At 52.3% G+C, this 12,677-nt stretch carries 12 protein-coding genes; all 12 read left to right on the top strand.

Going from position 1 to position 12,677, the window contains the following annotated elements; all coding sequences use genetic code 11:
- Nucleotides 1-16 precede the first annotated feature (16 nt).
- The 12 genes from veg (at nt 17) to spoVT (ending at nt 12,669) form a co-directional block, all read left to right on the top strand.
- Nucleotides 17-292 carry a biofilm formation stimulator Veg gene (veg, locus tag V4U88_RS23005; RefSeq protein ID WP_148454215.1) on the top strand — a complete coding sequence of 92 codons (276 nt, stop codon included), beginning with the start codon at nt 17-19 and terminating at the stop codon, nt 290-292.
- 178 nt (nt 293-470) lie between these two features.
- Nucleotides 471-650 (top strand): protein sspF, encoded by a 180-nt coding sequence (locus tag V4U88_RS23000; protein WP_148454217.1) that lies wholly within the window; start codon nt 471-473, stop codon nt 648-650.
- Nucleotides 651-869: 219 nt separating this feature from the next.
- Complete coding sequence (ispE, locus tag V4U88_RS22995; protein ID WP_334075580.1) at nt 870-1,724, top strand: 4-(cytidine 5'-diphospho)-2-C-methyl-D-erythritol kinase; 855 nt, start codon at nt 870-872, stop codon at nt 1,722-1,724.
- 62 nt (nt 1,725-1,786) lie between these two features.
- Entirely contained in the window at nt 1,787-2,623 is an 837-nt protein-coding gene (gene purR / locus V4U88_RS22990; protein ID WP_334075579.1) for a pur operon repressor, read from the top strand.
- Between the two features lie 178 nt (nt 2,624-2,801).
- Entirely contained in the window at nt 2,802-3,086 is a 285-nt protein-coding gene (spoVG, locus tag V4U88_RS22985) for a septation regulator SpoVG (protein WP_055105386.1), read from the top strand.
- Between the two features lie 123 nt (nt 3,087-3,209).
- Entirely contained in the window at nt 3,210-4,622 is a 1,413-nt protein-coding gene (gene glmU / locus V4U88_RS22980; RefSeq protein WP_334075578.1) for a bifunctional UDP-N-acetylglucosamine diphosphorylase/glucosamine-1-phosphate N-acetyltransferase GlmU, read from the top strand.
- Between the two features lie 119 nt (nt 4,623-4,741).
- Nucleotides 4,742-5,695: a ribose-phosphate diphosphokinase gene (locus tag V4U88_RS22975; RefSeq protein WP_148454226.1), complete on the top strand. Its 954-nt coding sequence runs from the start codon at nt 4,742-4,744 to the stop codon at nt 5,693-5,695.
- A gap of 396 nt (nt 5,696-6,091) precedes the next feature.
- Entirely contained in the window at nt 6,092-6,652 is a 561-nt protein-coding gene (pth, locus tag V4U88_RS22970) for an aminoacyl-tRNA hydrolase (protein ID WP_334075577.1), read from the top strand.
- A gap of 88 nt (nt 6,653-6,740) precedes the next feature.
- Nucleotides 6,741-6,971 (top strand): anti-sigma-F factor Fin family protein, encoded by a 231-nt coding sequence (locus tag V4U88_RS22965; RefSeq protein ID WP_334075576.1) that lies wholly within the window; start codon nt 6,741-6,743, stop codon nt 6,969-6,971.
- Between the two features lie 260 nt (nt 6,972-7,231).
- The gene (gene mfd / locus V4U88_RS22960) at nt 7,232-10,756 is read left to right on the top strand and encodes a transcription-repair coupling factor (RefSeq protein ID WP_334075575.1); all 3,525 of its coding nucleotides are present in this window, start codon (nt 7,232-7,234) and stop codon (nt 10,754-10,756) included.
- Nucleotides 10,743-11,813 (top strand): peptidylprolyl isomerase, encoded by a 1,071-nt coding sequence (locus V4U88_RS22955; protein ID WP_334075574.1) that lies wholly within the window; start codon nt 10,743-10,745, stop codon nt 11,811-11,813. Before mfd ends, V4U88_RS22955 begins: the two co-directional genes overlap by 14 nt.
- 313 nt (nt 11,814-12,126) lie before the next feature.
- Entirely contained in the window at nt 12,127-12,669 is a 543-nt protein-coding gene (gene spoVT, locus V4U88_RS22950) for a stage V sporulation protein T (protein ID WP_334075573.1), read from the top strand.
- Nucleotides 12,670-12,677: the final 8 nt, after the last annotated feature.

Here is a 12,677-nt window from a genome sequence, read left to right as displayed (position 1 = left end):
AAGGTGGTCACAGGCAATGGCTAAAAATGCGCTGTCAGAAATCAAACACAGTCTCGAAGCTCACGTAGGGCAGAGAATTACGCTGCGGGCAAACGGAGGTCGCCGAAAGACCGTCGAACGCACCGGCGTATTGGAGGAAACCTATCCTTCGGTCTTTATCGTGAAGCTGGATGAAGAACAACAGACTTTTAAGCGTGTGTCTTACAGTTATGCCGATATACTTACCGAATCCGTTGAAGTCATGGTTTGTGACGATAACAATGAAATGCGGCTGTCGTATATTAAACCGTGAACATCATGATGATTGCAGCAAACGGCCTTGGCGTCCGAAGGGATGCGGGGCCGGTTTTTGTTTTCGCCCGCAAGGAGAGACCGTGCACCCAGCGCGGACACGCGGGCGAATGAAAGCGAAGCCCGGAACGCATACTACGAGTGTTCTTGATCCATGACTTTCTAAGGAGGAATGGCCCATGTCGCGCAGAAGACGTAGCTTCATGTCCGAGGATTTGAAAGTCGAGTTGGCGAAGGATCTCGGGTTCTATGATACCGTCCGCAAGGAAGGCTGGGGCGGAATCCGGGCCAAGGACGCCGGAAACATGGTGAAGAGAGCCATCGAGCTTGCGGAGCGGGCCGCTGCCAAGCAGCCCTAATTCGGCCGCGCATAACAGGTCTCCCCTTGGGAGGCCTGTTGTTTTTATCGGGGGATCAAGTAAGATTGAGGAAAGCCGGAGTTTGAAGATATCGCATCTGTCTCCCGTGCATAGACGAAGAACCGAGTTTTTCTTATAATATGTAAGTCCGATGGGACGCGTTGAAAGCGGATTCCATTAGCGATACAATTAACGGATTATCGAAGGTGGGTGAGCGTCTTGAAAATTTATGAGAAAGCCCCGGCAAAAATAAATCTGATGCTTGATGTTCTACATAAAAGACCGGATGGCTATCATGAAGTGGAAATGATCATGACGATGGTGGATCTGGCCGACCGGCTGGAAATGAGCGCTCTCCCGCGGGATACGATTATTATCTCGAGTCAGGCCGGTTATATTCCGCTTGATGAGAAGAATCTGGCTTTTCAGGCCGCCAAGCTGATTAAAGAGCGTTACGACGTCCGAAGCGGCGTATATATACATTTGGATAAGAAGATTCCGGTAGCGGCAGGACTGGCCGGAGGAAGCAGCGATGCGGCCGCGACCCTTCGGGGATTGAATCGGCTGTGGAAACTGGGTATTCCGGATGAGGAATTGATGGAGCTCGGGGCAGAGCTTGGCTCGGACGTCCCGTTTTGCGTAACGGGGGGAACGGCCTTGGCGACGGGACGCGGCGAGAAATTGACCCCGCTGGCCAATCCTCCTCAATGCTGGGTCATTCTTGCCAAGCTGCCGATCAATGTGTCCACGGCGGAAATCTACGGGCGGCTGAGAAGCGATCAAATTCGCGTTCATCCATCCGCCGGCCGGATGCGGGATGCGATCGAGCGGGGGTCTTTTGCCGGTGTCTGCGGCGAGCTGGGCAATGTGCTCGAAGAGGTGACGCTCCGGCTCTACCCGGAGGTGGCCCATTTAAAAGACACGATGATCCGCCTGGGCGCCGACGGGGTGTTGATGTCCGGCAGCGGGCCGACGGTATTCGGGCTCGTATCCAAGGAGTCCAAGGTGCCGAGAATCTATAACGGTCTGCGCGGATTCTGCAAAGAAGTATACGCCGTACGATTATTAACTTGAATAGAACCGTACAAAAGTGATATATTTTCTATAAAATATTCGGATTTAGCGAGGGGTCCTTCGTGAAAAAATTAAAAAGAAGCGCTCGATTGGTGGAGATGACGCAGTATCTGTTAACCCGTCCGCATCAGCTGATTCCGCTCACAACGTTCGCGCAGCGGTATGGAGCCGCCAAATCCTCGATCAGTGAGGACTTGGCGATCATTAAAGAGGTATTCGAGGATGAAGGGAACGGAGAACTTCAAACCTTGGCAGGCGCGGCCGGCGGCGTGAAATACATTCCGAAGATGGGGCGGGAACAGGCGCTTCAATTCATAAATCAACTGTGCGAGAAGCTGTCGGAGCCGGACCGGATTTTACCCGGCGGATATTTGTACATGTCCGATCTGCTGGGACAGCCCGCATTTATGAACGAGGCGGGCAAACTGTTCGCGACGGCTTTTGCGGGACGGGCGATCGACTGCGTGATGACCGTAGAGACGAAGGGCATCCCTCTGGCCTACGCGACAGGTGCCGAACTGAACCTGCCGGTCGTCCTCGTTCGCAGAGACCATCAGGTGACGGAAGGGTCGGCCGTAAGCATCAATTACGTATCCGGTTCCCACAAGAGTCTGCATACGATGTCCTTGTCCCGCAGAGCGCTTAAGGAGAAATCCAGAGTTCTGATCGTGGATGATTTCATGAAAGCCGGCGGAACGATTCAGGGGATGGTGGATTTGTTGGCCGAGTTTGATGCCGAGGTAGCCGGGGTCGGTGTTTTGGTAGAATCGGGCGAAGTGGAGTCGGAACAACGGCTGTTGGAAGATTATGTTTCCGTTGCGACTTTACGGGCGGTCGATGCCAAAGGCAAGGAAATTTCCGTGGCGCCGGGGAACTATTTTACCGGCAAGCAACGATAGATGCATTTTGTCGATATTCTGTAAAACATCCGGAGTTTACGACGAATCGTGTCGAAATCTCCTAATGTTCAAAAAAATTCCTGATTTTAGGGCATTTTATTCGGTGAAAAAAAAGGATTTCCGTAAGCTATGTGGAATATTACACCAAGTCTCTGATGGAAAAAGGTGGTGAACACATATGCAAATTACGGATGTAAGACTCCGCCGAGTCAGCTCTGAAGGCAGGATGAAAGCTATCGCATCCATTACCATCGATAACGAGTTTGTGGTTCATGACATTCGCGTCATCGACGGAAACAATGGAATGTTTGTAGCTATGCCAAGCAAGCGTACTCCTGACGGGGAATTCCGGGACATTGCGCATCCGATCTCTTCGGGTACACGCGAGAAGATCCAAGCCGCAGTCCTGGCTGAGTACGAACGTGCTGCCGAGCAAGAAGAAGTGATTGAAGAAGGGGCTTAAGTCTCAGTTTTGTCTCAACCAATTGGGGTTCGAGAAAAGGGAGCCATGTAACATGGCTCTCTTTTCTTTTTGTCCCAAATGAGATATATTCAGTAATGAGTTTAAGAGAAGGAGGCCGGGGCCTTGAAAAGATTTGCGATTGTTCTTGCTGCAGGACAGGGGAAACGCATGAAGTCCAAGCTATATAAGGTACTCCACCCTGTATGCGGCAAACCGATGGTCGGGCATGTCCTGGACACGGTTAAGAAAGTCCAATGTGAGCGCAGTATCGTGGTGGTAGGCCACGGTGCCGAAGCGGTCAAGTCTTATCTGGGAACGAAAGCCGAGTATGTGCTGCAAGCGCAGCAGCTGGGAACTGGCCACGCCGTAAAGCAAGCCGGAACGTTATTGGGTCAGGAAGAGGGCACGACGATCGTCATTTGTGGGGACACCCCGCTTGTGACGGAGGAAACTTTGCAAGCGATGCTGGAGCTCCATGAGCGCCAGGGAGCGGCCGCTACCGTGTTGACGGCTAGCATGGACCGTCCTCAAGGCTATGGCAGAATCATTCGCGACAGCGTCAAAGGTTCCGTCGCCCGGATTGTGGAGCAGAAAGACTGCTCGCCGGAAGAGGATGCCGTCAAGGAAATCAACACCGGCACTTATTGTTTTGATAACGCGAAATTATTTGCTGCGCTGGAGAAAGTAACGAACAGCAATGCACAACAAGAATATTATTTGACAGATGTCATCGGCATTTTGGTCGGAGAGGGCGAAGTCGTCGAAGGCTATATGACCGAAGACTTTGCGGAATCGATCGGAGTCAACGACCGTTTGGCGTTGTCCGAGGCGGAAGGCTACATGCGGGAGCGGATCAACCGTAAGCATATGCTGAACGGGGTTACGATGATCGACCCAAGCTCGACCTATATCGGGGCCGACGTGGTCATCGGGGCGGACACGGTAATTTATCCGGGCTGCCATATCTCCGGAGCCACCGTGATCGGGGAGAACTGCATCATCGGACCGGCGGCGGAAATTGAAGAGAGCCGTATTCAGGATGGCGCGAAGGTTAAACAGTCCGTTCTTTGTCAGGCTGAAGTCGGCAAAGAAACGACGGTCGGACCGTTCGCTTATTTGCGTCCTGGGGCCAAATTGGGCGAGCACGTGAAGGTGGGCGATTTTGTGGAAATCAAAAACGCTACGTTGGATGACGGCTCCAAGGTTTCGCACTTGAGTTATATTGGCGATGCCAAGGTTGGGAAGAATGTAAATATCGGATGCGGCGCGATTACCGTCAACTATGATGGGTATAATAAATCCATTACCGAGATTGAGGATGAAGCGTTCATCGGCAGCAATGTCAATTTGATCGCTCCGGTGAAGGTCGGTAAAGGGGCTTATGTCGTTGCGGGTTCTACGATAACGCATTCGGTATCGGACAATGACGTGGCGATTGCCCGCAACCGTCAGGAGAATAAACCGGGCTATGCCGAGAAGCTCCGTGCACGGGCCAAGGCCAAAAAGTTGAAGGAACAGGGATCATTAGTTGATTAAGATTTTTTCTCGGTAGGAATACGATTTATATTTGAATCTTACTTGCGGAATCAGGATGCAGTGCCATTTCAATGACGGATAGTTGATCTATCTACACAGCACGGAGGGTAATAAAATTTATGACTTATTGTGATTCTAAACTGAAGATCTTCACCTGTAACTCCAATCCCAAGCTGGCTCATCAAATTGCCGATTACATTGGAATTCCGATGGGAGACTCGGAGACGACGAGCTTCAGTGATGGCGAAATTCAAGTCAAGCTGTCCGAAAGCGTCCGCGGCTGCCATGTTTATGTGGTACAGTCCACCTGCGCTCCGGTCAACGATAATCTGATGGAGCTGCTGGTGATGGTGGATGCTCTGAAACGGGCCTCGGCCAAGAGCATCAACGTGGTCATTCCTTACTACGGGTATGCCCGTCAGGACCGGAAGGCCCGCTCCCGCGATCCGATTACGGCCAAGCTGGTTGCGAATCTGATCGAGAAAGCCGGCGCGCATCGCGTGATTACCATGGACCTGCACGCTATGCAGATCCAGGGCTTCTTCGATATTCCGGTGGATCATATGCTGGGCGTGCCGATTCTGGCTCAATATTTCCGCTCGAAGCATATCCAGAATCCGGTCGTTGTGTCTCCGGACCACGGCGGTGTCGTTCGCGCCCGTAAACTTGCGGATTTCCTCAACGCTCCGCTTGCGATTATCGACAAACGCCGCCCTGAACCCAACGTCAGCGAAGTCATGAACATCATCGGGAATATCGAAGGCAAAACGGCGATCCTCGTGGACGATATCATCGATACGGCCGGAACCATCGTCCTGGGCGCGAATGCGCTTAAGGAGGGCGGGGTTGAGGAAGTTTACGCCTGCTGTACGCACCCTGTGCTGTCGGGCCCGGCGATGGAGCGTCTTGAAAACTCTCCGCTGAAGGAAGTTATTGTTACGGATACTATTCCGATTACGCATCCGAATCCGACCAGCAAGCTGAAGGTCTTGTCTGTAGCTCCGTTAATGGGCGAAGCGATTATTCGCGTCCATGAGGAACTGTCGATCAGCAAGCTGTTCGAGATCGAATAGAAAGTCGAGTCCTACTGCATACAAGGGGTTGCATCTTCCGTTCTGGAGGTGCAGCCCTTTCTGTACTGTCCTTTTTATCCAAAGGGAGGAAAGGGAGGGTTCTTTGCACAGTCCTGGCCTACAGGCAATAGTCTGGTTGAAATAAAGGGATTTCTTCCCGTTAATTTGATGCTTGTGCGGCTGGAGAAGCGATTTATCTGGAAAACCTCCCGCTAATTCGCCTAAAATGGGAGATAATCGGCCAGAAGGCCGCGAAATAGATGGAGCTTTTCCAGTTAAATTCGATCCAAGGGCCAAGAGCGGTACATTAACGGGAGATTTTCCCGTTAGTGTGCGAGACGCTATCGATAGTATGAAGTGATATGATGAACCTAATTAAATATTGGAGGACCACAAATGAAATGGATCGTAGGCCTCGGCAATCCGGGGTCCAAATATGAGAATACCAGACACAATATCGGTTTTATGGCACTGGACGAGCTGGCCCGCCGGCACGGCATCGCCATCAAGCAGAGCAAATGCAAGGCTTTGATCGGCGAAGGCATGCTTCCCGGGGGAAAGGTAGCGTTGATCAAACCGATGACGTACATGAACCTGTCCGGCGAAGCGGTCCGCGCTTTTATGGATTACTATAAAGTCCCGCTGGAGGACATGATCGTGGTATACGACGACCTGGACACGGAGATCGGCCGGAACCGCCTGCGGTACCAAGGGAGCGCCGGGGGACATAACGGGATCAAGTCCATCATACAGCATACGGGGACGCAGACCTTCAACCGGATTCGGATGGGCATTTCCCGGCCCGAACCGGGCTATCCGATCGTTGACTATGTTCTTTCCCCCTTTGCGAAAAAAGACGCGCCGTTGCTCAAACAGTCGATTGAAGCCGCATGCGACGCGCTGGAACACAGTCTCGATCACACGTATGAGCAGACGATGGCCAAATTCAACGGGTGAGCTCTTGTTCCCGAGAAGAACTTCGAGGCTAAAAGGGCGGCCGTTTGGGCATACTGAGGGTTATAACGAACCTTCAGGAGGCATATACATGGCAATAAACTATGTTTGCAGGCATTGCCGCACGTTTATTGGTAGAATCGATTCTCCCGGGATTACGGAAGCCCAGCTAGGCTTCCATTCCTTGACCCCCGAAGAGCGGCGGGATATAATAGCGTATGATTCGAACGGCGAAACAACGGTCCGGGTAACTTGCGATTACTGCAGCGAAGCTCTCAAGGACAATCCGGAGCTTACCCTGCTCTCGAACCTCTTGCAATGATTGCGGAGGGTATTTGCGGCTACCTGATGAATGGGATACAGAGCCTTGGCATTGCTGAGGCTCCTTTTTGGTTGAGTCCGGCCCCGCGAGTCCAGGGGACAAGACATGATGGCCGGTTTTGACATCATAGATTTCACACCGGTGAAGGCTGCTTATAGAGAATCGGCAGGAGCTTTAACTTTAACCGTTTGGGTTTGTCGATAATAGATATAAAACGATCCTACAAAATATTGCAATTCGAAATGAGAGAGGTGCCTCCATTGTTACAAGCACTTATTCAAGCATTCTCCCGGGACTCGGACTTCACCTCCATGGTGGCAGGGGTAAGTGCCGGAATGAAGGAGCAGTTGATTTCCGGTTTATCGGGGTCCTCGCGGCAGGTCGCGTTGGCGGCACTGCATCAGGAAACGAATCGGCCTTTGCTGGTCGTCACGCATAACATGTTCTCCGCCCAGAAAATATTCGAAGATTTGCAGGAAGCGCTGTCACCGGAGCAGGTGATGCTCTATCCGGCCAATGAGCTGGTTGCCGCGGAAGCGGCCGTCTCGAGCCCCGAGACCCTGGCTCAACGTATCGAGGTACTGCTGCAGTGCGCCGGGTCTTTCCGGGGCATTGTCGTCGTGCCTTATTCCGGCGTCCGCCGGTTTATACCCACGCCGGAGACGATGACGAAGGCCCGGCTAGGGATCGAACTGGGCGGGACGCTGGTGCTGGATGATTTTCTCGCGCGGATGGTCGAGCTGGGTTACGAGCGGGTGGAGCGCGTGGAATCACGCGGGGAAATGAGTATCCGCGGGGGGATCATCGACTTCTATCCGCTGACTTCGAACCTGGCTTATCGGGTAGAATTATTTGATGACGAAATCGATTCGATCCGTACTTTCGATCCGGCCGATCAGCGCTCCATTGAACAAATTAAGCAAGTCGACGTAACCCCTTGTAAAGAACTCATCGCTACCCGCGAGCGTCTGGAGCGGGCGGCTGAGGCGGCCAAAGAGAGGCTTGACCGGCAGCTCGAAAAAATGACCGACCGTCAGGCTAAAAACAAGCTGGACGAAGAGATCTCCCGCGAAATCGAATGGATGCGGGAGCATGTCTATTTTCCGGAAATCTATAAATATATTTCTTTGATATATCCCGAGAATCACACTTTGTACGATTACATGCCGGAGAATACTTTGCTGATCCTGGACGAACCGGCCCGGCTGTTGGAAACGTCGCGCCAGTTGGAGCGGGATGAGGCCGAGTGGAATTTGCATTTGTTCCAGAACGGCAAAAGCCTGCCTGAGCTTCCTCTTGCCCGGGAGGGTGGTGAGGTGCTCTATCAACGGCCGTTTCAAACTTTGTTCTTCTCGCTGTTCTTACGTCAGGTCCCCCATACGCAGCCGCAGAACATCATCAATTTTGTGAGCCGGGGGATGCAGGATTTCCATGGCCAAATGAATGTGCTGAAGGCGGAAATGGAGCGCTGGAAGAAGAGCGGGGCCAACGTCATGATGCTGGCCAGCGGAGAAGAGCGTATAGAACGGATGCGGCGGGTACTCCAGGACTACGGTATCGAAGAGCCGGCGCTGCTGCAGGGGAACCTCCAGTCGGGTTTTGAGCTTCCTTCCGTTCATCTCGTGGTCATCACCGAGGGCGAAATGTTTTCCCAGAAGCAGCGGAAAGCCCGTAAAGTCAGCAAGAATATGGACAATGCGGAGCGGATCAAAAGCTATACCGAGTTGAAAGTGGGCGATTATGTCGTTCACCAGAACCACGGGATCGGGAAGTATCTGGGGATCGGAACCCTGGAGGTCGGCGGGATCCACAAGGATTACATGCATATTCTCTACGCGGGCGGCGACAAGCTCTCCGTGCCGATCGAACAGATCGATATGATTCAGAAATACGTCGGTTCGGAGGATAAAGAGCCGAAGATCTACAAGCTCGGGGGCAACGAATGGACCCGGGTCAAAAATAAAGTGCGTTCCTCCGTCCAGGATATCGCCGATGATCTGATCAAGCTGTATGCGGAACGTCAGGCTTCACCCGGTTACGCGTTCGAGAAGGACTCGCCGGAACAGCAGGAATTCGAAGCCATGTTCCCTTACGATGAGACGCGCGATCAATTGCGGGCGATCGAGGAGATCAAGAAGGACATGGAACAGTCCCGGCCGATGGACCGGCTGCTGTGCGGCGACGTGGGCTACGGTAAAACGGAAGTCGCTATCCGGGCTGCCTTCAAGTCGGCCATCGAGGGTAAACAGGTGGCCGTACTGGTGCCGACGACGATTTTGGCGCAGCAGCATTATGAAACGTTCCGGGAGCGGTTTGCGGGCTATCCGATCAATATTCAGACATTGAGCCGGTTCCGCAGCCGTAAAGAGCAAAACGAAACGATTAAAGGGGTTCGCCAGGGAACGGTGGATATCGTCATCGGGACCCATCGCCTGCTCTCGCAGGATCTGGTGTTTAAGGACCTGGGTCTGCTGATTGTGGATGAGGAGCAGCGGTTCGGCGTAACGCACAAGGAAAAGCTGAAGAAGCTCAAAACCAACGTGGATGTTCTGACGTTAACGGCAACGCCGATTCCGAGAACGCTGCACATGTCCATGCTGGGCGTCAGAGACCTGTCGGTTATCGAGACGCCGCCGGAGAACCGTTTTCCCGTACAAACCTATGTGGTGGAACACAGTCAGGCCCTGGTACGGGAAGCCATCGAGCGGGAATTGGCGCGCGGCGGGCAAATTTATTACCTGTACAATCGCGTACAGGGGATTCAGGAAATGGCGGCCCAAATCTCCATGCTGGTCCCGGATGCCCGCGTGGGGATCGGACACGGGCAAATGTCCGAGCAGGAGCTCGAGAAGACGATTCTGGACTTCCTGGACGGGGAATACGACGTGCTTGTCAGCACCAGTATCATTGAAACCGGCGTGGACATTCCGAACGTCAACACCTTGATCGTCCACGATGCCGACAAGATGGGCCTCTCCCAGCTGTACCAGCTGCGGGGCCGTGTAGGCCGTTCCAATCGAATCGCTTACGCTTATTTCACGTACCAGAAGGACAAGTCGCTTACCGAAGTTGCGGAGAAAAGACTACAATCCATCAAGGAATTCACCGAGCTCGGTTCCGGCTTCAAAATCGCCATGCGCGATCTGTCGATCCGGGGGGCGGGAAATCTGCTTGGGGCGGAGCAGCATGGCTTTATCGCATCCGTCGGCTTCGATCTGTATTCGCAAATGCTCGCGGAAGAGATTCAGAAGCGTAAGGTGACGATGCTTGGCGAAACCGAACCGGATGAATCGAAATGGAGTACGACGATTGATCTGGGCATTGATGCTTACCTGCCTTCGGATTATATTTACGACAGCATCCAGAAGATCGAAATATACAAGAAAACCGCTTCCGCTTCCACCTTTGAGGAGGTGGCCGAGTTGGAGGATGAGATGCTCGACCGCTTCGGCGAGCTTCCTGAAGCCGTCCGGAACCTGCTGGCTGTTGCCCGGGTCAAGCTGTACGGCAAAAAATACGGCATAGAGTCCATCAACTTGCGGAATGAAGAGATCGTCCTGAAGTTTTATGAAGGCCGCGAAAGGGAGATGATTCCGGCCAAAATCGCTGAAGTTGGAAATCTATTCGGAAGACGTGTACAATTTAACCAAGGATCGGAAATCCTGATTCGCATTAAAATCAAGGGAATGGACGATAAAGAAATGATGGGCTTGCTGGAGCAATTTTTGGAAGCTCTGAAGGATTCGTTCAAAGCGAAAGGGGAACTACAAGATGTTTCGAAATAAAGGCCGTTCTTGGAAGACGCCGTTGCTGGCACTCACGCTGGTTATGGCATTGGCTATTGTGGCCGGCTGCGGGAGCAATGTTGTAGCTACGTACGAGGGCGGGAAGATCACTGCCAAGGAATTCGATTTGGAGCAGCGGATTTTGCTGGCCGTTTCGGACCCGATGACGCAGCAGTTCATGCAGATGGACGAATACAAGGAATATTTGCTGAAACAGCAAATCGCTTATAAATACCTGGCCGCCAAAGCGGACAGCAAGTTCAAGGAAACCGGAAAGACAAAAGGGACCGAGGCTTTTAACAACATGAAGAGCTACTACGGCGACGCCAAATTCAAAGAAATGCTGAGCAGTCAGAAAGTTACCGAAGACGATATCAAAAATTATATGATTCGGTATTACACGGTTCTGGAGACGCAATCCGTCAAAGTAACCGATGCTGACGTGAAGAAAGAATTCGAAGCCACGAAAGAGGATTACATTACCGCTTCCGTCCGCCATATCCTGATCGGGTTTAAGGATGCCGAGGGCAAGGAAGTCAAGAAGGAAGACGCCCTGAAGCTGGCCAATGAAATCAAGAGCAGGCTGGAAAAAGGGGAGGATTTCGCCGAGTTGGCCAAGAAATACTCGACCGACCCTGGCTCCAAAGACAACGGCGGCCTGTATGCGGATTATCCGCTTAGCGGTTGGGTGCCCGAATTCAAGGAGAAAGCCATGACCCTTCCGCTGAACACGATCAGCGAACCGGTCGAGACCTCCTTCGGGTACCATATCATGCGAGTCGAAAAACGGACCGAGAAGAAATTTGAGGATCTTACCGCAAATGAGAAAGACCTTATCAAATTGGCGGCAGCCTCCCAAAAGTTGGACGAGTTCATGGCGGGAGATCTGGAGAAGAAGATCATTAAGAAGATCAACCTGCCTAAGACGGAGAAAAAAGAGGACTCCGGAACGACTAACCCGGCAACCGGAGGGAATGCCGGTCAAAGCGGTAACGGCGCGGGCGGAAACAGCACCGGAACCGGGACAGGCGGTAATGCCGAAACCGGAGGCAAATAACGAGACCGGCTACGGGCCGAATTCAGGCAGCGCGGAGAAATCCGCGCTGTTTTGCTGTTCTTGTTTTGTGGTAATTATACAGATTGAATGAGTAATTTAGCATGCATAAGCTGCTGGGAAGGGATGAATACTATGGTCATCACAAGAACCGAATCCCTCCATTTGCTAACCAAATCAGCCGACGGCGGTGTAAGATCAGAATGAACCTACCGCAACTTTTTTACCGGCAATGATGTAATAACATACCGAAGGGTAAATGAATATTCACCAATCAGTAGTTCAAACTTCTTTAGAAAGCGGGGCAACATGTGACATGAAAGCTACTGGAATTGTACGCCGTATCGATGATTTGGGCCGTGTGGTTATCCCTAAGGAAATCCGCCGTACCTTGCGGATTCGGGAAGGTGACCCCTTGGAGATCTTTGTGGACCGCGACGGTGAGGTGATCCTCAAAAAGTACTCGCCGATCGGGGAACTGGGGGATTTTGCCAAGGAATATGCGGAATCGCTGTACGAAAGCACCAACCATATTACCCTGATTTCCGACCGGGACTCCATCATTGCCTTAGCGGGGGCATCGAAGAAGGAATACCTGGACAAGCCGATCAGTTCGATGCTGGAGAGCAGTATGGAAAACCGGAAAATTCAACTGGAGACGAATACCGGAAGCTACGAAATCGTCCGGGATCACTCGGAGACCCTGTCCTCTTTTGTGATTGCTCCGATTATTTCCGGAGGAGACCCGATCGGTGCCGTCATCTTGATGAATAAGGATGAATCGGTAAAAATGTCGGCGCTTGAGTCGAAAATGGCCGAGACGGCCGCCGGATTTTTGGGCAAGCAAATGGAGCAGTAACAAGGGAT

The sequence above is a fragment of the Paenibacillus sp. A14 genome, assembly GCF_036864815.1.
Lineage (GTDB): Bacteria > Bacillota > Bacilli > Paenibacillales > Paenibacillaceae > Fontibacillus > Fontibacillus sanfengchensis.
The sequence above is the reverse complement of the archived record's forward strand: the minus strand, read 5'-3'. Positions and strand labels throughout refer to the sequence as shown.